The organism is Rhodococcus sp. NPDC054953, assembly GCF_053609225.1.
Map to the genome: position 1 here is coordinate 28,639 of NZ_JBSGXD010000029.1, position 25,221 is coordinate 53,859.

At 71.0% G+C, this 25,221-nt stretch carries 19 protein-coding genes and 1 pseudogene; 13 read left to right on the forward strand and 7 right to left on the reverse strand.

Annotated elements, in window-relative coordinates:
* Positions 1-62: 62 nt before the first annotated feature.
* A complete protein-coding gene (locus ACWF62_RS17995) occupies positions 63-638 on the forward strand; it encodes a DUF3000 domain-containing protein (RefSeq protein WP_378509415.1) in 576 nt (191 codons plus the stop codon).
* Here ACWF62_RS17995 and ACWF62_RS18000 read toward each other — a convergent pair.
* Positions 619-1,848: an alpha/beta hydrolase gene (locus ACWF62_RS18000; protein WP_378509405.1), complete on the reverse strand. Its 1,230-nt coding sequence runs from the start codon at positions 1,846-1,848 to the stop codon at positions 619-621. The two genes, ACWF62_RS17995 and ACWF62_RS18000, sit on opposite strands and share 20 nt — an antisense overlap.
* Before the next feature lie 82 nt (positions 1,849-1,930).
* Here ACWF62_RS18000 and ACWF62_RS18005 point away from each other — a divergent pair, with 82 nt between their 5' ends.
* Positions 1,931-3,355 carry a WS/DGAT/MGAT family O-acyltransferase gene (locus ACWF62_RS18005; protein ID WP_378509404.1) on the forward strand — a complete coding sequence of 475 codons (1,425 nt, stop codon included), beginning with the start codon at positions 1,931-1,933 and terminating at the stop codon, positions 3,353-3,355.
* Here ACWF62_RS18005 and ACWF62_RS18010 read toward each other — a convergent pair.
* The gene (locus tag ACWF62_RS18010; protein WP_378509403.1) at positions 3,300-4,202 is read right to left on the reverse strand and encodes an alpha/beta fold hydrolase; all 903 of its coding nucleotides are present in this window, start codon (positions 4,200-4,202) and stop codon (positions 3,300-3,302) included. The two genes, ACWF62_RS18005 and ACWF62_RS18010, sit on opposite strands and share 56 nt — an antisense overlap.
* A gap of 218 nt (positions 4,203-4,420) precedes the next feature.
* Between ACWF62_RS18010 and ACWF62_RS18015 the strand changes: the two genes are divergently transcribed.
* Complete coding sequence (locus tag ACWF62_RS18015; RefSeq protein WP_378509402.1) at positions 4,421-5,701, forward strand: HRDC domain-containing protein; 1,281 nt, start codon at positions 4,421-4,423, stop codon at positions 5,699-5,701.
* 1 nt (position 5,702) lies between these two features.
* Here the strand turns inward: ACWF62_RS18015 and ACWF62_RS18020 are convergent, their stop codons facing one another.
* Positions 5,703-6,326: a TetR/AcrR family transcriptional regulator gene (locus ACWF62_RS18020; protein WP_378509401.1), complete on the reverse strand. Its 624-nt coding sequence runs from the start codon at positions 6,324-6,326 to the stop codon at positions 5,703-5,705.
* A gap of 240 nt (positions 6,327-6,566) precedes the next feature.
* Here ACWF62_RS18020 and ACWF62_RS18025 point away from each other — a divergent pair, with 240 nt between their 5' ends.
* Positions 6,567-7,331: an oxygenase MpaB family protein gene (locus ACWF62_RS18025; protein WP_452630855.1), complete on the forward strand. Its 765-nt coding sequence runs from the start codon at positions 6,567-6,569 to the stop codon at positions 7,329-7,331.
* 52 nt (positions 7,332-7,383) lie between these two features.
* Here the strand turns inward: ACWF62_RS18025 and ACWF62_RS18030 are convergent, their stop codons facing one another.
* Positions 7,384-7,509, reverse strand: a complete 126-nt coding sequence (locus tag ACWF62_RS18030) for a hypothetical protein (RefSeq protein ID WP_378570047.1) — start codon at positions 7,507-7,509, stop codon at positions 7,384-7,386.
* A 433-nt stretch (positions 7,510-7,942) separates the two neighbouring features.
* On the opposite strand from ACWF62_RS18030, the gene ACWF62_RS18035 reads away from it, so the two are divergent.
* The 6 genes from ACWF62_RS18035 to ACWF62_RS18060 all read left to right on the forward strand — a co-directional run bounded on the left by ACWF62_RS18035 (position 7,943) and on the right by ACWF62_RS18060 (position 16,734).
* Positions 7,943-9,421, forward strand: a complete 1,479-nt coding sequence (locus ACWF62_RS18035) for a serine/threonine-protein kinase (protein WP_378509398.1) — start codon at positions 7,943-7,945, stop codon at positions 9,419-9,421.
* A 156-nt stretch (positions 9,422-9,577) separates the two neighbouring features.
* Positions 9,578-10,798: a thiolase family protein gene (locus ACWF62_RS18040; RefSeq protein WP_378509397.1), complete on the forward strand. Its 1,221-nt coding sequence runs from the start codon at positions 9,578-9,580 to the stop codon at positions 10,796-10,798.
* Entirely contained in the window at positions 10,799-12,904 is a 2,106-nt protein-coding gene (locus tag ACWF62_RS18045) for a 3-hydroxyacyl-CoA dehydrogenase NAD-binding domain-containing protein (protein ID WP_378509396.1), read from the forward strand.
* Positions 12,905-13,054: 150 nt separating this feature from the next.
* Positions 13,055-14,113, forward strand: a complete 1,059-nt coding sequence (locus tag ACWF62_RS18050) for an alpha/beta hydrolase (protein ID WP_378570046.1) — start codon at positions 13,055-13,057, stop codon at positions 14,111-14,113.
* Between the two features lie 78 nt (positions 14,114-14,191).
* Positions 14,192-15,202, forward strand: a complete 1,011-nt coding sequence (locus ACWF62_RS18055) for an iron-siderophore ABC transporter substrate-binding protein (RefSeq protein WP_378570045.1) — start codon at positions 14,192-14,194, stop codon at positions 15,200-15,202.
* An 86-nt stretch (positions 15,203-15,288) separates the two neighbouring features.
* On the forward strand, positions 15,289-16,734 hold the full coding sequence (locus ACWF62_RS18060) for a sugar porter family MFS transporter (RefSeq protein WP_378509393.1): 1,446 nt from the start codon (positions 15,289-15,291) through the stop codon (positions 16,732-16,734).
* 12 nt (positions 16,735-16,746) lie between these two features.
* Here the strand turns inward: ACWF62_RS18060 and dxs are convergent, their stop codons facing one another.
* Positions 16,747-18,699, reverse strand: a complete 1,953-nt coding sequence (gene dxs / locus ACWF62_RS18065) for a 1-deoxy-D-xylulose-5-phosphate synthase (RefSeq protein WP_378509392.1) — start codon at positions 18,697-18,699, stop codon at positions 16,747-16,749.
* 246 nt (positions 18,700-18,945) lie between these two features.
* Between dxs and glsA the strand changes: the two genes are divergently transcribed.
* From glsA to ACWF62_RS18080, 3 genes are read left to right on the forward strand one after another with little or no spacing between them, the layout of a single operon-like run.
* Complete coding sequence (glsA, locus tag ACWF62_RS18070) at positions 18,946-20,784, forward strand: glutaminase A (protein ID WP_378509391.1); 1,839 nt, start codon at positions 18,946-18,948, stop codon at positions 20,782-20,784.
* A gap of 41 nt (positions 20,785-20,825) precedes the next feature.
* On the forward strand, positions 20,826-21,794 hold the full coding sequence (locus ACWF62_RS18075) for an ATP-binding cassette domain-containing protein (RefSeq protein WP_378509390.1): 969 nt from the start codon (positions 20,826-20,828) through the stop codon (positions 21,792-21,794).
* Positions 21,791-22,627, forward strand: coding sequence for an ABC transporter permease (locus ACWF62_RS18080; RefSeq protein ID WP_378509389.1), 837 nt, complete (start codon positions 21,791-21,793; stop codon positions 22,625-22,627). Before ACWF62_RS18075 ends, ACWF62_RS18080 begins: the two co-directional genes overlap by 4 nt.
* Positions 22,628-22,681: 54 nt before the next feature.
* On the opposite strand, the gene ACWF62_RS18085 is transcribed toward ACWF62_RS18080, so the two are convergent.
* Together ACWF62_RS18085 and ACWF62_RS18090 are read right to left on the reverse strand one after the other, a co-directional pair.
* Positions 22,682-24,262 carry an MDR family MFS transporter gene (locus ACWF62_RS18085; protein WP_452630853.1) on the reverse strand — a complete coding sequence of 527 codons (1,581 nt, stop codon included), beginning with the start codon at positions 24,260-24,262 and terminating at the stop codon, positions 22,682-22,684.
* A gap of 158 nt (positions 24,263-24,420) precedes the next feature.
* Positions 24,421-25,221: pseudogene (locus ACWF62_RS18090) on the reverse strand (class I SAM-dependent RNA methyltransferase); the annotation flags it as partial.

Sequence of the window (25,221 nt, forward strand, 5' to 3'; positions counted from 1 at the left end):
TACCGGTCCGGCGCGCCTCCCCCGCCCACGGCGGGGGTCCGTCTACCGTCCGAGCTGTGACCATGTCCGGACCCAACGCCGAGCCAGCGCAGTTCCGCAGCGCCGTCGACTCGATGCACACGGCATCGGTCCATCCGCAGATCGAGATCGGTCCGATCCGCCCCCCGCAGCGGCTCGCGCCGTACAGCTACGCGATCGGCGCCGAGGTCCGCCATCCGGACACCGACGGCACCGCCGAGGAGCCCGAGGGCGACGCCTTCGGTCGACTGATCCTGCTGTACGACCCCGCCGGCGACGAGGCATGGAACGGGACGATGCGGTTGGTCGCGTACATCCAGGCCGACCTGGAGGCGGACCTGGCCGCCGACCCGCTGCTCCCGGAGGTCGCCTGGAGTTGGCTGGTGGATGCGCTCGCCGCCCACCACGAGGAGGTGACCGCCCTCGGCGGCACCGTCACCGCCACCAGTTCGGTCCGGTACGGGGACATCGCCGGGCCGCCGCAGGCCCATCAGCTCGAGGTGCGCGCGTCCTGGACCGCGGCGAGCCCCTCCCTCGCCCCGCACGTGGAGGCGTTCTGCGAGGTTCTCGCCGCCGCGGCGGGCCTCCCGCCCGCCGGGGTCACCCCACTCGGTCGCTGACCAGGTCACCGGGCCCGGTCCGCACCGACGCCCGCACCGACTCCAGGAATGCCCCGACGCCGAGCACCACCTGGTCGGTGCGAATCGAGTGGAAGATGTCGAAGGCGTGCTGCGCGCCGCGCAGTTCGGCATAGCCGACCGGGTTCTCGGACGCCGCGCGCAGCCGTCGAACGAACTCCCGCGCCTCGGCGACCGGGATGAACGAGTCGTTGCTGCCGTGGACGACGAGGAACGGCGGCGCATCCGCGCGCAGGTGGGCCAGCGGGGACGCCAGCCGGTAGGCCTCGGGGAACGCGGCGCCCTTGCCGAGGACCATCTCGCTGAGCGGTGACTCCACCCGCTGCCGCACCGCCTTGATGCCGGTGTCCCCGGCGAAGTCGTACACCCCGTACATCGGCACGCAGGCCTGGACCGCGGTGTCGGCGTCCTCGAACCCCGGCTGCAGGGCTGGCTCGTTCGCGGTCAGCGCGAGCATCGCCGCCAGGTGACCGCCCGCGGAGCCCCCGGTGACGGCGAGGAATCCGGGATCGCCGCCGAAGCGCGGCCCCTCCGAACGCAGCCACCCGACCGCGCGCTTGAGCGCGACGAGCTGGTCGGGCCACACCGCCTTCGGGGAGAGGGGGTAGTTCACCGCGGCGCACACCCAGCCGCGGGAGGCGAGCGCCGCCATCAGCGGCAGCCCCTGATGGTCCTTGCTGCCGATCACCCAGCCGCCGCCGTGGATCTGCAGCAGCATCGGGGCGTTCGGCGGGGTGTCCCGGTGGTGGTAGACGTCGACGAGGAATCGGCGTCCCCCCGGCGCATAGGCCTGGTTCCGGACGATCCGGACGTCGGGGCGGGTGAACGCGAAGGGGCGCAGCGCGGCCCCCCAGTCGAGCAGCTCCGTCGGGGCGGGTACGTCGATGTCGGCGAGCGCCGCCGCCATCTCGGCTCCCGCGCGGTGCGCGGTCACGATGCCGGTCCCGAGGGCGGCGGCGGACGTCGCCGCGAGGGCGAGGCCGATCCGGTCGCTTCGGGTGCGGGCGCCGTGCCGGGCCACGTGCACGCCCGCGTCGACGGCGGTGGCGAGCAGCTGAGCGGGCGCGAGTTCCGAGGTGAGCCAGCCGCTGAGGAACGCCGGGATCGAGGTCGGCATCCCCGGGACGGGCCGCAGCGCGTTGACGGCGGTTGCCGCGTTGACGGCCTGCCTGACCAGGAAGGATCTACTCATGGGACACCTTTCACGGGGTCGACGACACGCGGCTCTCACCATTTCCTTAGAACAATCTAGAACACGTTCTACTATGTCCGCCATGGAGAGACTGAGCGGTCTGGATTCCACCTTCCTCTACCTCGAGACGCCGACGCAGATGCTGCACGTGTGCGGCCTGATCGTCCTCGACGTCTCGACGGTACCCGGCGGGTACAGTTATGCAGGCCTGAAAGCTGAACTGGGAGCACGCATTCGAGGAATGCCCGGCTTCCGGCGGAAACTATTCGACTCGACGTTCAACCTGGACCACCCGGCCTGGGTGGAGGACTCCACCTTCGACCTCGACCGCCACCTGCACCGCGTCGCCGTCCCCGCGCCGGGGGGTCGCGAGGAACTCGAGGAGCTGTGCGCGCACATCGCCGGCCAGCAGATGGATCGGACCATCCCGCTGTGGGAGATGTGGATCATCGAGGGCCTCGAGGACGGCTCGGTCGCGGTGATGTCGAAGATGCACCACGCCAACGTCGACGGCGTCACGGGCGCCGGGATGATGTCGCAGCTGTGCAGCCTGACCCCCGACGCCCCGCGCCCCGACCCCGACCCGAGCCAGCGCGACGCGGGCAAGGGCAGCACCCTCGACCTCGCGGTGAGCGGTGCGCTCGGCTTCCTCGGCCGCCCGGTCGATCTGGTGAAGGCGCTCCCCAGCGCGGTCGCCCTGCTCCCCCGGTGGATCCGCCGGGCCCGCCGCGGCGAGGCGATGCCCGCCCCGTTCACCGCGCCCCGCACCTCGTTCAACGGCGCGATCACCGCGCACCGCACCCTCGCCTGGACCCAACTCGACCTGGACAAGGTCAAGCTGGTGAAGAACGCCTTCGACGTCAAGGTCAACGACGTGGTCCTGGCGCTGGTCGCGACCGCGCTGCGCAGCTACCTCGACGACCGGAACGAACTGACCGACAGCCCGCTGGTCGCGATGGTCCCGGTCTCCGTGCACGACGTCTCGGACCGGCCGGGGACCAATCAGATCTCCGGCATGTTCACCCAGCTCGGGACCGGCATCGACGACCCGGTCGAGCGGCTGCTCCAGGCCAACAGCCACAACACGATGGTCAAGTCGCACAACGCCTCGCTCGGCGCCACCCTGCTGCAGGACTGGTCCCAGTTCGCCGCACCCACCCTGTTCGGCGGGGTGATGCGCGCCTATTCGACGCTGCGCCTCGCCGAGCGGCATCCGGTGGTCACCAACCTGATCGTCTCGAACGTGCCGGGGCCGCCGATGCCGCTGTACTTCCTCGGTGCACGGATCTCGGCCATGTACCCGCTCGGACCGATCTTCCACGGCAACGGGCTGAACATCACGGTGATGTCGCTCGACGGCACGCTGAACGTCGGCGCGGTGTCCTGCCGGGAGCTCGCCCCGCGACTGTGGGACCTGACCGACGCCTTCGGCCCCGCGCTCGACGAACTGGTCAAGGCCGCACGCGCGAAGTCACGGAAGCGACCGCGGGCATCAGCCCGGACCTGAACTCGTCCGCGGCAAGCACGCAGGCCCCGTGACCGGCCTGCACCTCGTAGGTCGCCGCGCCCGCGATCTGCCTGGCCATCCAGTGCTGCCTGCGCGCCGGGATCACCTGGTCGGTGGCCGTGACCACCACCGAGGTCGGCAGGGTCAGGTCCGCGATCCAGCCGGACGAGTCGAACTTGCCGACCTCGGCGACGGCCCGGCCGACCGCGCCGGGGCTGGTGCTGCGGAACTGCCCCATCAGCCATTCGCGCTGCCTGCCGACGGGGTCGCCGTCCACCTCCGGACGGCGCCCCGCCCCGGGCCGCAGGGTGGCCATCGACCCATTGAGGGCGTCGAGCGCGATCCGTTCCCTGGCATTGCGTTTGAATCCGGTGGTGCCCGCACAGAGCACCATGCCCGCGACCCGGTCCGGGTGGGCGCGCGCGGCGAGCTGCGCGACGAGCGACCCCATCGAGTAGCCGACGACGACGAACCGGTCGAGGCCGAGCACGTCGCCGAGCGCGGCGACGTCGTCGGCGCAGTCCTCGAGGGTGAAGCGGTCCGAGCGGATGCCGCGGCCGTGCCAGCGCTGGTCGAGTGTGACCACCCGCCCCTTGGTCGCGAGCGCATCGATGACCGGGTACCAGGTCAGCGCGGCCGTGCAGGCCAGCGCGTGCAGCAGCACCAGGGTCGGCCGGTCCTGGTCGACCCGCTCACCGGTGTCGAGCACGTAGGTGCTGCCGCGACCCGGGAGTTCGACGTCACGTCCGGGTGGCAGCGACCCCACCGGCGCGAGTTCCCCGAACCGGGACATCGGACCGAATGGGGAGAAGCCGGGAACGGACGCAAGTGCGGAAGGACCGGCCATCTGTACACCTCTCGTTCGCCGCGGTGGGCCTCACCGTAGCGCGGTGCCGCCCGAGAGCTCCGCCGAAACGGACAATTTCGATTGAATCGTAACGAAATTCGAGATTACCCGAGAACTCCGGTCACGGGTATCGAAACGCCGATCTGAATCATCCCGACCATGCGCAGGGACCACACCCCGGGGTTGGCGGCGGCACGCACGTCGTAGAGTCAGCAGTCATGCCAGCGACCTCGGACGACGCATCGACCTCGGACCACTCCCCCGCGTCGGGTGGGACGTCCGCGGTGCCGCTGTTGACCCCGGCAGAGGGTGTTCCCGAGGTCGTCGACTCGCCGCGACTGCTCGCCGCAGCCGCCGACCGGCTCGCCGCCGGAACGGGTCCGCTCGCCGTCGACGCGGAGCGGGCGTCGGGCTTCCGCTACTCCGGTCGCGCGTACCTGCTGCAGTTCCGCCGGGCGGGGGCGGGAACCGTCCTCGTCGACCCGATCCCGATCGCCGCCGATCTCGGTCCGCTCGCCGACGTGATCAACCCGCTCGAGTGGGTGCTGCACTCCGCCGACCAGGACCTGCCGGGAATGGCCGAGCTCGGGCTGCGCCCCACCGCCCTCTACGACACCGAACTCGCGGGCAGGCTGGCCGGCTTCGAGCGGGTCGGGCTGGCGGCCATCGTCGAGCGGATGCTTGGCCTGGAACTGCGCAAGGGACACGGCGCCGACGACTGGTCCCGCCGCCCGCTGCCCGAGTCCTGGTTGAACTACGCGGCGCTCGACGTCGAGGTGCTGGTGGAGCTGCGCGACGCGATGGCCGCCGAGCTGGCGTCGCAAGGCAAGACCCGCTGGGCGGCGGAGGAATTCGAGCACGTCCGCCTCGCAGGCCCGCCGAAGCCGAAGCCGGACCGGTGGCGTCGCACCTCCCAGATCCACTCGCTCAAGTCGCCCCGGCAGCTCGCCGCCGTCCGCGAGCTGTGGCAGGCCCGCGACGAGATCGCCGCCCGGCGCGACATCGCGCCGGGACGGATCCTGCCGGACTCGGCGATCGTCGCCGCCGCGAGCGCGAACCCGAGATCGATCGATGCGCTGCGGGCGCTCCCGGTGTTCGGGGGGCCCCGTCAACGTCGCAGTTCCCGGACCTGGCTGCAGGCGCTCGAGCGGGCCCGCGCCCTCCCGGAGTCGGACCTGCCGCCGGTGACCCAGCCCTTCACCGGGCCGCCGCCCGCGAACCGGTGGGCCCGCAAGCATCCGGAGGCGGCGGATCGCCTCGCCGCGGCGCGGGGCGCGATGGCCGCACTCGGCGAGCGGGTGCACGTGCCGGTGGAGAACCTGCTGACCCCGGAGCTGGTGCGCAGGCTGTGCTGGGACTTCGTTCCCGACGACCACCGCGACCAGGACGTCGCGACGTTGACGGCGTTCGTCGACGCGGCGCTGACGGCGGGCGATGCCCGACCCTGGCAGCGAGAGCTGACGGCACCCGTTCTCGCACAGGCCCTCGGCGGGCACTGACCTACACGATCGGGGCGACGGCGAGCATCAGGTCGGTGCACCGTTCGACGAGCACGTCGGTGTCGACGTCGACCGCGCCGTCGAGCCACGCGGTGAGGATCTGCGCGAGGCCCCCGACGACGAAGTGCGCGACGAGGTCGACCTCCGACCCCGCAGGCAGATCGTAGAAGTCGACGACCTGCGCGGTGGTCAGCCCGACGAACATCCGCGCGGATTCGAGCCGCCGCCGCGCGAGGACCGCGGTGACCGGGCCGGAGAACACGAGCCTGCCCAACCGCGGGTCCGCCGAGACGTCCCGGACGATGGTGGCGACGCAGGCCCGGACCAGTGCGCGCTCCTGCGGGGGAGCCTCGGCGACCGCCCGCAGCGTCGACTCGGCGATCCGCGAGGTGGCGTGGTCGTACACGGCGACGGCGAACGCGTCACGGTCGGGGAAGGATTCGTAGAAGTAGCGGGTCGCCAGCCCGGCGTGCTTGCAGACCCCGCGCACCGAGACGACGGGCTCCCCCTCCGCCGCGCCGAGCAGGTCGAGGCCCGCCTCGATCAGCTGCGCGCGCCGCTCGGCGCGCCGCCGATCCCCGTCCACCCCCGCGTACACCCGCGCCGACGACGTCATGCCGACCATCCTTCCACCACGATGGCCGATTCCCTGGACCGATCACATATATGTGACTACAGTCGTACTCAGATAAGCCCGATGGCGGCGACGCCAGTACTGGATCTGGAGGGGCAGATGTCGGTGACACAGCGAAGCAACGGGAAGACACCACGGGACGGAAAGACACCACGGAAGCCCGCGCCGAGCGGCAGCATTCGTGCGATCGACGGCGGACCCGTGCTCGCACAGATCGACGGGATCTCGCTGATGGCGGGCGCCGCGAACGTCATCATGCAGCTCTCGTGGCCGGGCGTCGGCTACGGCGTCATGGAGAGCACCGTCGAGTCCGGTCGCCTGTTCGACCATCCGATCAAGCGCAGCCGCACCACCCTGCAGTACCTGGCGGTCGCGGCGCTGGGCACCGACGAGGAGAAGCAACTGTTCCGCCGCGGCGTCAATCGCGCACACGCCCAGGTGCGCTCCGGCGAGGCCAGTCCGGTCGAGTACAACGCGTTCGATCCGGAGCTGCAACTGTGGGTCGCGGCCTGCATCTACCGCGGCTTCGAGGACACCCATCGGGTCCTGCGCGGCGAGTACACCCCCGCCCAGCGCGAGTACTACTACCAGCGGGGCGCCGTGTTCGGCACGACCCTTCAGGTCACGCAGCAGATGTGGCCCGCGAACCGGGACGCCTTCGAGGAGTACTGGACCGAGTCGCTGACGAAGGTGTCGATCGACGATGCCGTCCGCGCCCACCTCGACATCATCGCCCGCGCCGGATTCGCGCATCCGATCCTCGCGCGGCTCCTCGGCCCGCTCAACCTCTTCATCACCAAGGGCTTTCTCCCGCAGGAGTTCCGGGACCAGATGCGCTACTCGTGGACCAGCAGGGACCAGCGGCGGTTCGACCGGCTGATGCGGGTCGTCGCCGGGGTAAACCGACTGCTTCCATCGCCGCTCCGCGAGTTTCCGTACAACTATCTGATGGCCGACCTGCGGTGGCGCATCCGCACCGGCCGATCTCCGATCTGATCGGACGACGGCGGGGCGGGCGTGCGCGGCACGACCGGCCCCGCCCGACCCGCTACGCGGTGCTGGCCGCCGACCCGGACGCGCCGCCGTCCGCCGAGCTGCCCGAGCTGATCTTGTCCAGGATCGAGACGATGCTCGACACGGCGCTGACGATGGTCACGATTTCAGCAGATCCCACGATGTGTCCTCCCATACAGTGCGGTCGCGGCGGATCCCCCGACCCGAGATAAACCTACGATGGGACGCGAAACCGTTCACGGCCTTGACAATTCGAGGCACCACTGGTTCTCGACAGCACAGGTCACCGACGCGAATCGGGGCGCCCCGACCACGTACCTGTGAACCTCGTTGTCAGACACAATGATCGGGATGCCGCCGCCACCGGTGCCCGCATCCACCGTCGGGCCCGCGGCCGCGACACGGCGGTGAGGCAGATCACCGACGGTTCCGCGCCGGCGGTGAGGCAGGCCACTCCCGGCGCGCGGACCGTTCACGTTCCGTTGCCCGCACCGACATTCCCCGGCGATCGCGCGTGCATCGGGGCTGTGGCGTTCACCACGCGGATGGGACGGATATGCTGACCGCCGAGCGAAACGGACCGGGTCAGGAGTGTGGGCATCGACGCGCGAGAACTCCGACCGGGCAGCGTGGTGGCCGGGTATCGCATCGAGCGCCTGCTGGGCGCCGGCGGCATGGGCAGCGTCTATCTGGCCGCACATCCGAGCCTGCCCCGGCTGGTCGCGCTGAAGCTCCCCGACCCATCGTTGACGCGGACCCGCGAGGGTCGGGACCGGGTGCTGCGCGAGGCCGACCACGCGGCGCGGCTCGACCATCCGAACATCGTCGCGGTCCTCGACCGCGGGTCCGTCCCCCACCGGGGCGGCGACCGGCTCTGGATCGCGATGCAGTACGTGGACGGGACCGACGCCGCCACACCGCTGCGGCGGGGCCCGATGACCGCCGATCGGGCGATCGCGATCGCAGCCGACATCGCCCGCGCCCTCGACCACGCACACCGCGCGGGGGTGCTGCATCGCGACGTCAAGCCCGCGAACATCCTGCTCACCGCCCCCCGCCCCGGTGAGCGGGAACGGGCACTGCTCGCCGACTTCGGGATCGCGAAGGGCCTCGACTCGCCAGCACTGACGCGGACCGGCACCGTCGTCGCGAGCCTGCAGTACGCCGCACCGGAGCAGCTGGAGGGGCGGCCGCTCGACGGACGAAGCGACCAGTACGCGCTCGGCTGCACGCTCTACCACCTGCTGACCGGCCGCGCACCGTTCCCCGGTTCGGACACCGCGCACCTCGTGCACGCGCACCTGAACCTGCCCGCACCCCGAGTCACGGCGGCGCGGCCCGAACTGCCCCCCGCGCTGGATGCGGTGATCGCCAGGGCGATGGCGAAGAACCCCGCCGACCGGTTCCCGTCCTCGGATGCGCTGGCCGCCGCCGCCCGCTCCGCGCTCGGCGCGGGGACCCCCGCGCCGCCCCCGTCGCCGCAGGCCCCGCCCGCCCCGACCAGGCATCTCGCCGCGCCAACGCCGACGGGGCCTGCGGCGGTCCCGGCACCGGCGCGGGGACGCAGGCTGCTCGTTCCGCTCGCCGCCTGCGCGGTGCTCGCCGCCCTGGCGGCGGCAGGCGTGGCGTGGCTGCCCGACGCCGGGCGATCCGACGCGGCGCCGCCGCCCGCGCACACCCCCGCCCCGCCGCCGACGACGACGCCACCACCACCGACGACGTCATCCCCGCCGACCAACGCGCCGCCCGCGCCCGTGAGCGTCGTCGACGAGCAGGGGTTCGGATTCGGCGGGCCGCGCTGCGATCGCACCGATCCCGCGGTGACCGTGGCACGCACCGCCGAGTCGGCGATCGTCGTCTGCCGGACCGCGTCGGGTCGGCTCTACTCGAAGGCCCGGCGGAGCGACGACACACCGCTCGACTTCGCCAACCCCAAGGCCACGGAGGACGGCTACACCGCGGGCCGCGGCGTGCGGAAGTACGCGCTCGACGAGGACGCCCTGACCATCACCGTGCGTGGCGACGTGATCGCCCGCGAGCCGGTGCTCGAGTACCACGACTCGGACGGGTAATCCGCCCTGCTCGAACCTCCCTCGTGCCGGTACCGCCGGTATTGACGTAGAGTAAGTTACCGACCGGTAGCGAACGTGGGACGGCTCGCTACGAGGGCAACCCGAGCCTCACCGCCCGACCGTGACGGTGAGCATCTCCACCAGGAGGAATCTTCCGTGTCTCCATCGACTTCGCAGGGTCGCGGTGTCGTCTTCGTCGACGGCATCCGCACCCCCTTCGGCAAGGCCGGAGCCAAGGGCATCTACGCCGAGACCCGCGCCGACGACCTGGTCGTCAAGGCGATCCGCGAACTGCTGCGCCGCAACCCGCAGCTGCCGCCCGACCGCATCGACGAGGTCGCGATCGCCGCGACCACCCAGACCGGTGACCAGGGCCTGACCATCGGCCGCACCTCCGCCATCCTCGCTGGCCTCCCCGAGACCGTGCCCGGCTTCGCGATCGACCGCATGTGTGCAGGCGCGATGACCGCGGTCACCACCACCGCCTCCGGCATCGGATTCGGCCAGTACGACGTCGTCATCGCGGGCGGCGTCGAGCACATGGGCAGGCACCCGATGGGTGAGGGCGCCGACCCGAACCCCCGCTTCCTGACCGACAAGCTGGTCGACCCGTCCGCGCTGGTGATGGGCAACACCGCGGAGAACCTGCACGACCGGTTCCCGACCATCACCAAGGACCGCACCGACGCCTACGCCGTCGCGTCGCAGAACAAGTACGACGCCGCGAAGAAGGCGGGCCTCATCGCCGACACCCTCGTCCCGGTCGCCACCCGCGCCGCGAACGGGTGGGGCCTGGCCACCGAGGACGAGCCGCCGCGCCCCGGCACCACGATCGAAGACCTCGCGAAGCTCAAAACGCCGTTCCGCCCCGCGGGCCGGATCACCGCGGGCAACGCCGCGGGACTCAACGACGGCGCGACCGCCGCGCTCCTCGCCGGCGAGGACACCGCCGCCGAGCTCGGCCTTCCGGTCGCCATGCGGATGGTCGGCTTCGCCTTCCAGGGCGTCGACCCCGCCGTGATGGGCATCGGCCCGGTCCCCGCGACCGAGAAGCTGCTCGCCCGGACCGGCCTGACGATCGAGGACATCGGCCTGTTCGAGATCAACGAGGCGTTCGCGGTGCAGGTGCTCGCGTTCCTCGAGCACTTCGGCATCGCCGATGACGACCCGCGGGTGAACCAGTGGGGCGGCGCCATCGCGTGCGGCCACCCGCTCGCCTCGTCCGGGGTGCGCCTGATGACGCAGCTCGCACGCCAGTTCGCGCAGCAGCCGGAGGTCCGCTACGGCCTGACCACCATGTGCATCGGCCTCGGCATGGGCGGCACCGTCATCTGGGAGAACCCCCACCACGCTGATTACCAGGCCGGAGGCAAGTAAATGAGTGACATCGCAAGCGCTTTCGCCGACGAGGTCGTGACGAACGCATACACCAAGCTGATCGCGGTGCCCGGCATCGAGGGCCCGGTCGCGCTGATCACCCTCGACAACGGTTTCGACCACAGCAAGCCGAACTCCTTCGGCCCCCGCGGGCTGCTCGCGTTCGACGCCGCCCTCGACGAGGCGTTCGCCGCGCACCCCGCCGCGATCGCCGTCACCGGCAAGCCGTTCATCTTCGCGGCGGGCGCCGACCTCAAGGGCGTCCCGTCGATCAGCTCCCGCGAGCAGGGCCTCGAGCTCGGACGCCTGGGGCACAAGGTGTTCCGCCGCCTCCGCGAGTCCTCCGTCCCGACGTTCGGGTTCGTGAACGGCCTCGCCCTCGGCGGTGGCCTCGAGGTCGGACTGCACTGCCACTACCGCACCTACGCCGACAACCTGCCCGCCCTCGGCCTGCCCGAGGCGATGCTCGGCCTGGTCCCCGGCTGGGGCGGCACCCAGCTGCTCCCCAACATCGTCGGCCCCGCCCATGCGGTGACGATCGCGGTGGAGAACCCGCTGAACAACGGCAGGACGTTCACCGCGGCGCAGGCCGCGACGTTCGGACTCGCCGACGCCGTGTTCGGTGGCGCCGACTTCCTCGAGCAGTCCCTCGCCTGGGCGGCGAAGGTGCTGGCAGGCGAGATCGTCCCCGCCCGCCCGGAGATCGACCGCGGCGCCGGCTGGGACGAGGCCATCGCCCGCGCCACCGCGATCGTGGCGGGCAAGACGAAGAACAACGCCCCCGGCGCCGTCCGCACGGTCGCGCTCCTCGACGCCGCCCGCCGGGTCGACCTCACCGACCCGGCGACCCTGGATGCCGGGTTCGCCGCCGAGGACGAGGCCCTCGCCGACCTGCTGATGACCGACGAGCTGCGGGCGGGCCTGTACGCGTTCAACCTCGTCAACTCCCGCGCGAAGCGGCCCGCAGGCGCCCCCGACAAGTCCCTCGCCCGCAAGGTGTCCGGGGTCGGCATCGTCGGCGCCGGCCTGATGGCCAGCCAGCTCGCGATGCTGTTCGTCAAGCAGCTCAAGGTCCCGGTGATCCTCACCGACATCGACCAGGAGCGGATCGACAAGGGCGTCGGCTACGTGCACGCCGAGATCGACAAGCTCGCGGGCAAGGGGCGGCTGTCCCCCGATGCCGCGAACCGGCTCAAGGCCCTCGTCACCGGCTCCCTCGACAAGGCCGCGTTCGCGAAGACCGACTTCGTCATCGAGGCCGTCTTCGAGAACATGGACGTCAAGAAGAAGGTGTTCGCCGAGCTCGAGGAGCACATCGCCCCCGAAACGATCCTGGCGACCAACACCTCCTCCCTGTCGATCACCGAGATGGCCGCGGACCTGACGCACCCCGAGCGGGTCGTCGGCTTCCACTTCTTCAACCCGGTCGCGGTGCTGCCGCTGCTCGAGATCATCAGGGGCGAGCGGACCGACGACGCCACCCTGGCGACGGCGTTCGCGACCGCGAAGTCGCTGCGCAAGTCGGCGGTGCTGTGCGGCGACAAGCCGGGCTTCGTGTTCAACCGGCTCGTCACCCGCACCCTCGGCGAGGTCATGGCCGCCGTCGACGAGGGCACCCCGTTCGACATCGCCGACAACGCGATCGCCGAGCTCGGCATGCCGATGAGCCCGTTCACGCTGCTCGCGCTCGTCGGCCCGGCCGTCGCGCTGCACACCGGCGAGACGCTGCAGGCCGCGTACCCGGAGCGGTTCCCGAGCTCGCCCGGACTCGAGGCCCTCGTCGAGGCCCGCAAGCCCGGCGTCTGGACCTGGACCGACCAGGGGCAGGTCGTCGATCCCGAGGTCGCCGCGCTGTGGCCGCAGGGTGACACGCCGTCCACCGCGGAGCAGGTCCTGGACCGGACCCGCCGGGCGTTCGCCGAGGAGATCGCGATCATGCTCGACGAGGGCGTGGTCGCCGCGGCCGAGGACATCGACCTCTGCCTGATCCTCGGCGGCGGGTTCGGGTTCTGGAACGGCGGAATCACCCCCTACCTGGACCGCACCGGCACCTCCGAGGCCGTGAACGGATCCCGGTTCCTTGCCGAGGGCGTCGCCAGCGTCTGATCGGTTCCCGCGGCACACGGGCACGGCACGATGCACTCGTGCCGTGCCCGTGACCGTTTCGCGCCCGCGTCGCCGACCCGGGCGCGGTAGAGTTCACGGGCCCGTGATCCGCGGCTGCGTCTGGCCGCACCGACGAAAGGCCGAAGCACGATGCGATTACGCCGATCCAGAACCGGCACCCCGGTGCGCCGCCGTGCGGCACTGGTGTCGATGGCGATTCTGCTGCCGCTCGGGGCGTCGGTAGCAGGACCCGTCGGCACCGCGAACGCGGCCATCGTGGACTGCCGCGAGTGTGACCTCTGGGTCGAATCCGACATGGGTGCGATCAAGTCGCGGGTCTTCCGCGCCAACGACGGCAACACGGACCGGGTGGTGTACGCGCTCGACGGGATGCGGGCCCGCAACGACTGGAACGGCTGGGAGATCGAGACCAACATCGCGCAGGCTCTGACCCGCGCGAACATCAACGTGGTCATGCCCGTCGGCGGCGAGTCCAGCTTCTACGCGGACTGGAACGCGCCGAGCACCTGGGGTCCGGGCGAGCTGGGCTCGTCCACCGGCAGCTCCAACGGCTCGTCGGCGCTCGGCAGCTCCGACGCCGGGGCCGAGGTGGACGGCAAGGCGAACACCTATCGGTGGGAGACCTTCCTGACCCGGCAGCTGCCGGAGGCCCTCGCGAACCGGTACGGCTTCAGTCGCACCCGCAACGGCGTGTTCGGCCTGTCGATGGGCGGCAGCGCCGCCCTCACGCTCGCCGCCTACCACCCGCAGCAGTTCAGCTTCGCCGGCTCGTTCTCCGGGTTCCTGAACAACTCGGCGCCGGGCATGCGGGAGGCGCTGCGCGTCGCGATGGTCTCGGCCGGCGGGTTCAACATCGACGCGATGGCGCCGCCGTGGGGCCCGCAGTGGCTGCGGATGGACCCGTTCGTGTTCGCCCCGATGCTCAAGGCAAACAACACCCGGCTGTGGATCTCGTCGGGCAGCGGCGTCCCCGGCAACGGCGACGTCAGCGACGCGCTCGGTGTGGTGCAGGCGGTGCCGCTGGAAGCGTTGGCGCTGGCCAACACCCGCGCCTTCGAGGTTCGGGTGGCCACGCTGGGCGGCGCAAACGCGCACTTCGACTACCCGGCCACCGGCGTGCACAACTGGAAGAACTGGGAGGACCAGGTCATTCGGATGATTCCCGACCTGGGCCGCAACATCGGATAGTCGATCTGCCCGCCGATTCCGCGCCCCGGGAGCATCTCCCCGGGGCGCGGAATCATCCAGTAGGTTAGCCTCACCTACATGAAGCGTTCGCTGTTCCGCGCAGGCATCGCCGCGCTCGCCCTCACCACCCTGGTCGGCTGTTCCTCGGACACCGACAGCACCGACCCGACGACCGGGACGGGCACCGGCGCGTTCCCGGTCACGATCGACAACACGTTCGGCGCCACCACCATCGATGCGGAGCCGCAGCGCCTCGTCACGATGGGGTGGAACGCGCAGGACGTGCTCTACGCCCTTGGCCTGACGCCCGTCGGGCAGCCGAAGTACATCTACGGCGCCGACCCGAACGGCGTGATGCCGTGGGCGCAACCCTATTTCGACGCCGACGCGACCACCCTGTACGACGACCCCCAGTCCGGTGACCCGTCCGTCGAGTCGATCGCCGCCCTCACCCCGGACGCCATCCTCGCGCCCTACGAGGGCTTCGACGAGACGTACTACCGTCGGCTCAGTGAGATCGCGCCGACCGTCGCGTATCCGGGCGGCGCCTGGCAGACCACCTGGCAGGACCAGACCTCGATCATCGGACAGGCCGTCGGCAGGCCCGACGAGGCGCGGGCGCTCGTCGACGGACTCGGCGCCACCCTGGCCGACACCGCCGCCGCCCACCCGGAGTTCGCGGGCAAGACCCTCACCGTGGTCAACTTCGACACCGCATCCGGTGCCGCGAACGTCTACCTGCCGACCGACCCGCGGGTGCAGGTCCTCACCGAGCTCGGATTCGTCAACGCGCCGGGGGTGGAGGCGCTGGCGCAGGACAACCCCACCGGCAGCTTCTACAAGTCGCTCTCGTTCGAGAACCTGCGCGACATCGACGCCGACGTCGTTGTCGCGTTCGTCGACGGGTCCTCCGACACCGCAACCCATCCCGCCCTCGGCCAGCTGTCCGCGATCGGGCGCGGCTCGGCGGTCCTGCTGAGCGACCAGCAGGTCGTCGCGGGACTGAGCAACGTCAACGTGCTCAGCATCCCGTGGGTGCTGGACAAGATCGCGCCCCAACTGTCCGAGGCCGCGGGCAAGGTCGGCTGAGACCGGCCGCGCGTCGCCGCGCGGACCGGGCCGGCGCGCAGTAGCGTCGGCCCGGAGGCACGCGGGCCGACAGTCTGGAGGCGAACATGGCGACGAACGACACCGCGTTCGACGGACCGGGATCCGGAGCCACCCGCGCGGCGGTCGGTCACGCGGTGCTCATCGCCGCATCCGCCGCGCTCGGCGGCTTCCTGTTCGGCTACGACACCGCCGTCATCAACGGCGCCGTCGGAGCAATCCGCGACAAGTACGAGATCGGCGCCGCCGGAACCGGTCTGACCGTCTCGCTGACCCTCCTCGGTGCCGCGCTCGGCGCGTGGATCGCCGGCGACCTCGCGGACCGCATCGGCCGCATCCGGGTGATGCAGTTCGCCGCGATCCTGTTCGTCGTCGGCGCCATCGGGTCGGCGTTCCCGTTCAGCGTCTACGACCTCACCGCCTGGCGCGTCGTCGGCGGTGTCGCGGTCGGCTTCGCCTCGGTGATCGCACCGGCCTACATCGCGGAGATCTCGCCCGCCGCCATCCGCGGGCGGCTCGGCTCGATGTACCAGCTCGCCATCGTGCTCGGCATCGCGATCTCCCAACTCGTCAACTACGCCCTGAACCAGGCCGCTGGCGGCGCCCGCGAGCCGCTCGCGGGCATCGAGGCCTGGCAGTGGATGCTCGCCCTCGAGGCGATCCCCGCCCTGCTCTATCTGGTGATGAGCCTGACGATCCCGGAATCGCCGCGCTTCCTGGTGCTGCGTGGTCGCGACGACGCAGCACGGAAGGTCCTCGCGAGCCTGGAGGGCGGCAGCGCTGACGTGGTCACCGGCCGGCTGGCCGAGATCCGCGCCTCACTGAGCGAGCACCGCGCGAAAACCACTTTGCGGCAACTATTCTCGAAGCCGCTCGGGGTGGCACCCCTGGTCTGGATCGGGATGACGCTGGCCGCACTGCAGCAGTTCGTCGGCATCAACGTGATCTTCTACTACTCGGCGACCCTCTGGGAGGCGGTCGGCTTCGGCGAGGACCGCTCCCTGCTGATCAGCGTGGTCAGCGCCGTCGTCAACATCGCGGGCACCTTCGTCGCGATCGCGGTGATCGACCGGATCGGCCGCAGGCCGCTGCTGCTGATCGGCTCGATCGGCATGGCGATCTCCCTGGCCACCGCCGCGATCTGCTTCCATTCCGCGACGATCACCACGAACGACATCGGTGAATCGGTCGCCACCCTGGAGGGCGCGGCGGGCACCGTCGCCCTGATCGCCGCCAACACCTTCGTGTTCTTCTTCGCCTTCTCGTGGGGCCCGGTGGTGTGGGTACTGATCAGCGAGATGTTCCCGAACCGGGTGCGGGCCGCCGCCGTCGGCATCGCGACCGCCGCCAACTGGGTCGCGAACTTCCTCGTCTCGGCGACCTTCCCGGCCATGGCCGATTGGAATCTCTCGGTCACCTACGGCGGCTACGCCGTGATGGCCGCGGTGTCCTTCTTCGTGGTGTGGAGGCTGGTCACCGAGACCCGCGGCCGCACGCTCGAAGCGGCGGGCTGAGCCGGGGCCGGATCAGGGCTGCGGGGCGGCACCGCTGTCCGCGGTGCTCGGCGCAACCTCCTCGGCCCGCAGCCCGGCCACCCAGCCGGTGATCTGCCGCGCCAAATCCTGCGCGGTCAGGCCGACCTCGGCGAGCACCTGGTCGCGGGACGCGTGGTCGAGGAACCGCTGCGGAACCCCGACGTCGCGGGCGGGGGTGTCGACACCCGCCGCCCGCAATGCCGCGGACACCGCGGAACCGATCCCGCCGTGCACGCCGCTGTCCTCGACGGTGACCACCATCGAGAACGCACGCCCCAGGTCGACCACCGCGCTCGGCACCGGAAGCACCCACCGGGGATCCACCACCGCCGCCGAGATGCCCTGCTGCGCAAGCCTGTCCGCGGCGTCGAGCGCCATCGCGGCGAACGACCCGACCGCGACGATCAGGACATCCCCGCGGGGCTGCTCGGACCCGTCCCCGCTCCGCGACGGAGGCATCGCGAGCACGTCGACGCCGCCGACCCGCTCGAGTGCCGGGATGCCCTCCCCCACCGCGCCCTTCGGGAACCGCAGCGCGGTCGGGCCGTCCGAGATCGCCAGCGCCTCACCGAGTTCCTCCCGCAGCGAGGCCGCATCCCGCGGCGCGGCGACCCGCATGCCCGGCACGATGCCGAGGAGCGAAAAGTCCCACATGCCGTTGTGGCTGGCTCCGTCGGGTCCGGTCACGCCAGCCCGGTCCAGCACCAGCGTCACCGGCTGCTTCAGCAGCGCGGCATCCATCAGCAGCTGATCGAAGGCCCGGTTCAGGAACGTCGAGTAGACGGCAACCACCGGGTGCAGGCCGCCGAGCGCCAGCCCGGCCGCGGAGGTCACCGCATGCTGCTCGGCGATGCCGACGTCGAACATCCGCTGCGGGAACCGCTCCCCGAACGCGGTGAGGCCGGTCGGTCCGGGCATCGCGGCGGTGATCGCGACGACGTCCTCCCGGTCGGCGGCGCGTGCGATCAGTTCATCGGAGAACACCGACGTCCAGTCCTGGACCGGGGCGCTGGTGGAACGGCCGGTGCGGGGGTCGATGACGCCGGTCGCGTGCATCTGGTCGGCCTTGTGGTTCTCGGCGGGCGCGTACCCCATGCCCTTGCGGGTGACGGCGTGGACGAGAACGGGACCGCCGAAGTCCTTGGCCCGGCGCAGCGCCGATTCCATCGCCGCCTGATCGTGGCCGTCCACCGGGCCCAGGTACTTGATCCCGAGGTCGGTGAACATCACCTGCGGGCTGACGATGTCCTTGATGCCCGCCTTCATCCCGTGCAGGAACTGGTAGGCCGCCCGGCCGATCCACGGCACCTTCTTGACCATCCGCCGACTGTTGTCGAGCACCCGCTCGTAGCCGGGCTGCAGACGCAGCGCCGCGAGGTGGTCGGCGACCCCCCCGATCGTCGGCGCGTAGGAGCGGCCGTTGTCGTTGATCACGATCACCACCGAGCGGTCCCGGCCTGCGGCGATGTTGTTCAGCGCCTCCCAGCACATCCCGCCGGTCAGCGCCCCGTCACCGACGACGGCGACGACGTGCCGGTCCTGGCCGGTGAGCGCGAACGCCTTCGCCAGACCGTCCGCGTAGGACAGCGCGGCGGAGGCGTGCGAGGACTCCACCCAGTCGTGCTCGGACTCGGTGCGGCACGGGTACCCGGACAGGCCGCCCCGCTTGCGCAGGGTGTCGAACCCGTCCTTGCGGCCGGTGACGATCTTGTGCACGTACGCCTGGTGGCCGGTGTCGAAGAGCACGGCGTCCTTCGGCGAGTCGAAGACCCGGTGCACGGCGAGCGTCAGCTCGACAACGCCGAGGTTCGGTCCGAGATGTCCGCCGGTCGCGGACACCTTCTGCACCAGGAACTCGCGCACCTCGGCGGCGAGCTCACGCATCTCGGCGAGGGTCAGACCGCGCAGATCGTCGGGGGTCTGGACTCGAGAAAGAACACCCAACGAGATCGCTCCCTCCGCAGGACGTCACGCGCGACCGCACGCACACGCGTCGACCGACCACCGGCCGACCCGGCCAGTCTACGGAGCCCGGAATCCGATGATCGCCAGGCGTACCGCCCGGTAGCCCCCGGACGGCTGCACCGCCTGCTCCATTATGCCCGCCACGGTGAGTCAACTCACAGCCTGCGCCGCCCGGCGCCAGGTCACGGCCTGCACGGTCGCCGCCGGGATGACACCCTGATCGGCATGCGCACTGTCGTGGACGCGATCATCGGCGAGATATACGAGCACTGCCTGGACAACCGGGCCGGGGCGCTCGCCGATTACATCCCCGAGCTCGCCCAGGTCCCCCCGGACACCTTCTCGCTGTGCGTGGCGACCACCGACGGTCACGTCTACGAGGCGGGCAGCACCGGGGTGGCGTTCACCATCCAGTCCGTCTCCAAGCCGCTCACCTACGGGTTGGCCCTCGCGGACCGCGGGACGGCGGCGGTCGCGGCGAAGATCGACGTCGAACCGTCCGGGGAGCCGTTCAACGAGATCAGCCTCGACCCGGTCACCGAGCGGCCCCGCAACCCGATGATCAACGCGGGCGCGATCACCGCCGCGTCCCTGATCGCGGGCGCGGACCCCGCCGAACGGTTCGAGCGGGTGCGCCGCTGCTACTCGACGTACGCGGGGCGGGAACTGGCAATGGACGAGCGGGTGTACGCGTCCGAGGCCCGCACCGGGCACCGGAACCGCGCGATCGGTCACATGCTCCGCTCCTTCGGCATCATCACTGACGACCCCGACGAGGCCGTCGACCTCTATTTCCGGCAGTGCTCGATCAACGTGACCTGCCGTGACCTCGCACTGATCGCGGCAACCCTCGCCAACAACGGCACCCACCCGCGCACCGGACGGCGCGCACTCTCCCCGGCCAACGCCGAGCATGTGCTGTCGGTGATGACCTCGTGCGGCATGTACGACGCGGCAGGCGAGTGGATCACGCAGGTGGGGCTGCCCGCCAAGAGCGGGGTCGGCGGCGGGCTGCTTGCGGTCCTGCCGGGGCAGATCGGCATCGCGGTCCACTCCCCCCGCCTCGATACCCACGGCAACAGTGTCCGGGGCGTTCAGGCGTGCCGCGAGCTGTCCCGCAGCCTCGAACTGCACTTTCTGCACGTCGGTCGCGCGGCCCGGTCGGCGATCCGCTCCACCTACACCGTCGACGCCGCGCCGTCCCGGCAGCGCCGCACCCCGGCCGAGCGCGCCGCCCTCGCCGAGCACGGCGCCCGCGCCCGCGTCTATGAACTGCACGGCGACCTGCTGTTTTCGGGCGCGGAGTCCGCGGTCCGGGCGGTCGGTTCCCGGGTGTCCGGCCTCGACGCGGTCGTCGTCGACCTGCGCCGCGTCGACGAGGTGGGGGCGGTCGGTCGCCGGATGTTCGCGGACCTGCGCGCCGACCTCGCCGGGCGGGGCTGCGGCTGCGCCTTCGTCGACCCGGACGGGCATCTCGGGGTCACCGCATCGAGCGTCGACCGGTCGGATCGCACCTACGCGGACCTGGACAGCGCCCTGGAGTGGGCGGAGACCGAACTGCTCGACCGGTACTGCCCGTCCGGACGGATTCCGGAGTCGATCGACCTGGTCGACCATCCGGCGCTCGCCGGCCTCACCCGAGCGGAATTCGACCGCATCGCAACCGAACTCGACATTGTCGACGTTCCGGCCGGGAGCACCGTGGTGCGGCGCGGGGACAACGCGATCGGGATCGCGATGGTGCTGTCGGGGCGGATCAGCGTCGTCGTGCACGGCGGCGACGGGACCAGTCACCGGGTCACCACGCTGGCACCGGGCATGACGTTCGGCGAGATACCGACGTTGGTCGGCGGCCCCTTTCTGAACGACATCCGCGCCGACACCGCGGCCCGCTTCGCGATCCTGAGCCCGGACCGCTTCACGACCCTCGCCGAGGCGGAACCGACCCTCAAGCTGGCCATCCTCGACCGGCTGACCCGGAGCGCATACGCGCAGCTCGACACCGCGATCCGCAGCCTCAGCGTGGCCGCTCTCCCCGCGCCGTCGGAGAGCACAGATCGGTAAATCCGTTGCCCGAAGCACCGAAATCGGACAGGCTGGAGCACATGCCCTCGGACCTCGCGATCGAAACCCACGGTCTCGTCAAGCGCTTCGGCTCCACCGTCGCGGTGGACGGCGTCGACCTCGCCGTCCGCCGTGGCGGCGTCTACGGCGTGCTCGGCCCCAACGGCGCGGGCAAGACCACCACCATCCGGATGCTCGCCACCCTCCTCGACATCGACGACGGCACCGCCCGCGTCCTCGGCCACGACGTGACCCGCGAGGCCGACACGGTCCGCGGCAAGGTCGCGCTGACCGGACAGTTCGCGTCCCTCGACGAGGACCTCACCGGCACCGAGAACCTGGTGCTGCTGTCCCGGCTGTACGGCTTCTCCCGGCCCGCCGCCCGCGACCGGGCCGCGCAGCTCCTCGCCGCGTTCGACCTCAGCGACGCCGCCGGACGGCAGGTGAAGAACTTCTCCGGCGGCATGCGCAGGCGGCTCGACATCGCCGCGTCGATCATCGTCACCCCGGAACTGATCTTCCTCGACGAGCCGACCACCGGCCTCGACCCGCGCAGCCGCAACCAGGTGTGGGAGATCGTGCGGGCCCTCGTCGCCGGCGGCACCACCGTGCTGCTCACCACCCAGTACCTCGACGAGGCCGATCAGCTCGCCGACCGGATCGCGGTGATCGACCACGGTCGGGTCATCGCCGAGGGCACGACCGGGGAACTGAAGGCGTCCGTCGGATCCGGCGCGCTGCACGTCCGGGTCGCGGACCCGGCCCGCCGCGACGAGGCCGCCGCGGTGCTTGCCGGGGTCCTCGGCGTCGACATCACCGCCGAGGCGGACGCGGCGGCGCTCAGCGCCCGCACCGACGACCCCGACCGCGTCGCCGCCGCGCTGCCTGCGCTCAACGAGGCGGGCATCGCCGTCACCACCTTCGCCCTCGGGCAGCCGAGTCTCGACGAGGTGTTCCTCGCGCTCACCGGTCGGCCCACCGACGTCTCGCTGGAAGGGACCCCGTCATGACGACCACCACCGTCACCAGCTCACCCGCGCTCGCGGTGGGCGAGGCCCTCGCCCTTGACGGGCCGCGGCCGAAGCGGCCGAGCGCGGTGACGTCGTCGCTGTCGTTCGGTTGGCGGGCGCTGCTGAAGATCAAGCACGTCCCCGAGCAGCTCTTCGACGTGACCATGTTCCCGATCATGTTCACGCTGATGTTCACGTACCTGTTCGGCGGGGCGCTTGCCGGCTCCACCGACGCCTACGTGCAGTTCCTGATCCCGGGCATCCTGGTGCAGACGGTCGTGATGATCACCATGTACACCGGGTTGACTCTGAACAAGGACATCGAGAAGGGCGTCTTCGACCGGTTCCGGTCGCTGCCGATCTGGCGGCCTGCGCCGCTGGTCGGGGCCCTGCTCGGCGACCTCGCGCGCTACACCATCGCCTCGGTGATCGTGATGGTGCTCGGCCTGATCCTCGGGTTCCGGCCGGCGGGCGGGATCGTCGGCATTGTCGCGTCGGTGGCGCTGCTGCTGCTGTTCTCGTTCGCAATGTCGTGGATCTGGACGATGTTCGCGATGCTGATGCGCACCGAGCAGGCCGTCATGGGCGTGTCGATGTTCATCCTGTTCCCGCTCACGTTCGCGTCGAACATCTTCGTCGACCCGTCGACGATGCCCGGGTGGCTGCGCGCATTTGTCGACGTGAACCCGATCAGTCACCTGGTCACCGCGATCCGTGGGCTGATGGCAGGCGAGGTGACCGCAGCACAGCTCGGCATCGTGTTCGCGTGGTGCGCGGGCTTCGTGCTCGTGTTCGGGCCGATCACGATGCGGCTGTACAACCGCAAGTCCTGACCGGACGAGGAGGCCCGGCCCCGAAGCGGGGCCGGGCCCTGTCGCGCGCGGCGGTCAGACCTTCGCGTACTCCTCGTCCGCGTCGGACGGCTGGATATCGATGGTGGTGCGCAGCGGCCGGTTCGGCAGGAACACGACGGCGACCACCGTGACGACCGCGACCGCGGCGGCGATCAGGAAGATCCGCCCGGTCGCGTCGCCGTAGGCGACGCGGATCACGTCCCGCACCGGCGCGGGCAGCGCCGCGAGATTCAGGTTGGCGCCGCCGCCCGGAGTGTGGGTGTCGATCCCGAGCTTCGCGAAGCCCTCGGCGGTCAGGTCGGTGACGCGGGTGGCGAGCACCGACCCGAGCACCGACACCCCGATCGCGCCGCCGAAGGTGCGGAAGAACGCCACCACGCTGCTTGCCGCCCCGATGTTGGCCACGCTGACGGTGTTCTGCACCGCGAGAACCACGTTCTGCATCAGCATCCCGGTGCCGAGCCCGAGCAGCGCGATCATCAACCCGATCTGCGTCATCGGCGTCTCGTGGTCGATGGTGGCGAGCAGCAGGAAGCCGACGAGCTGCAGGATCGATCCCGCGACGACGAAGCCCTTCCACTTGCCGAATCGGGTGATCAGCTGGCCGGAGCCGACGGTGCCGACCATCATGCCGAAGACCATCGGGATGGTGAGCAGGCCGGCCTCGGTCGGGGTGTGCCCCCGCGCGGTCTGGAAGTACTGCCCGAGGAAGGTGGTTGCGCCGAACAGGCCGACGCCGACCGCAACGGACGCGATGATCGCCAGCCCGGTGGTCCGCTCACGCACGATCGGCAGCGGGATGATCGGCGACGCCGCCCTGCTCTCGACGACGACGGTCGCGACGAGCAGCAGCACGCCGACACCGACGAGGATCGCGGACGGCGTCGACACCCAGTCGTAGTAGGTGGCCTTGCCCGCGAACGACACCCACACCAGCAGCACGGAGACGCCCGCGGTCAGCAGGGTGGCACCGACCCAGTCGATCGAGACGTCGTCCTTGCGGGTGGTCTCGATGTGCAGGGTCTTCTGCAGCAGCAGCAGCGCGATCACGGCGAGCGGGACGCACACGAAGAAGCACCAGCGCCAGCCGAGACCGTCCGCGATGACACCGCCGAGCACGGGTCCCCCCGCCATCGCGACGGCCATCACCGCGCCCATGTAGCCGGAGTACCTGCCGCGGTCGCGGGGCGGGATGATCGTGCCGATGATCGCGACGACCAGCGCGGTCAGGCCGCCCATGCCGACGCCCTGGATCACCCTGGCACCGAGCAGGACCGGCACGTTCTGCGCGATCCCGGCGATCACCGAGCCGACAACGAAGATGACGATCGACACCTGGACCAGGGTTTTCTTGTTGTACAGGTCGGCGAGCTTGCCCCAGATCGGTGTCGACGCCGCGGTCGCGAGCAGTGAGGTCGTGATGACCCATGCGTACTGCGTCTGGCTGCCGTTGAGGTCACCGATGATGGTCGGCAGCGCGGTCGAGACGATCGTCGAGCTGATCAGCGCCGTGAACAGCGCGGCCAGCAGACCCGCGAGCACCTCGAGGATCTCGCGGTGGGTCATCAGTTGGTCCGGGACGTGCGGCCCTGGCGCTGTCGTCGGTGCAGTCATGCGTGGTGCCCCCTCGGTGCATGGCCGATCTCCCGGAAGGTAAAGACAGGCTTTAATATGCTTGCGTTATGCAACTATATATTGATTGCATAGTGCAATCAAGTGGGCACCGTGCGTGAGATGCACCCCAATCGGGGTGAAAATCACGCACGGGCGCGTCAGCGCACCAGCAGGGCGAGGCACTCCATGTGGTGGGTGAGGGGGAACGCGTCGAAGGCTCGGACCCGCTCGAGGTGGTAGCCCTGCCCCAGGTAGAGGCCGATGTCGCGACCGAAGGCTGCGGGATCGCAGCCGATGTGCACGATCGCGGCGGCACCCGCCGCGGCGACGGCCTCGACGACCGACCTGCCCGCACCGGAGCGCGGCGGGTCGAGCACGACCGTGTCGACCGGACCCGACAGGTGATCGAGCGCATGCTCGACGCGGGACGCCTCGAACCGGACCTGCGGCAGGTCCGCGAGCGCGCGGCGGCCGGACTCGACCGCGCCGCGGCCGGACTCCACCGACACGACCGCGCCGCGCTCCCCCACCTGCGCGGCAAGGGCGGCGGCGAACACCCCGACCCCGCCGTACAGATCCCAGGCGGTGCCGCCGCCTGCCGCGCCCGACCAGTCGGCGACGACCTCCGAGTAGCGGGCCGCGGCGCCGCGGTGCGCCTGCCAGAACCCGGTCGCGGACAGCTCCCAGGCGCGGTCGCCGACGCGTTGGACGGCGCGCCCGCTGCCGATCACGACGTTTTCACGCCGCGGCCGGGACGTCGCGGCCCGGCGGGCGGTTGCGCCGCGCCTGCCTGGGCTGCGGCGGCCGGTCCGGCTCACGGGTGCGGGGTCGATCTCCACCACGTGCCGCACCCCATCGGCATCGACGGTGACCTGGAGTTCACCGCCGGGCCGCCAGCTGCGGTCGGCCAGCCCGTCATACATGCCCGAAACGGGTTGCGGGCAGGACAGGTCCGTGAC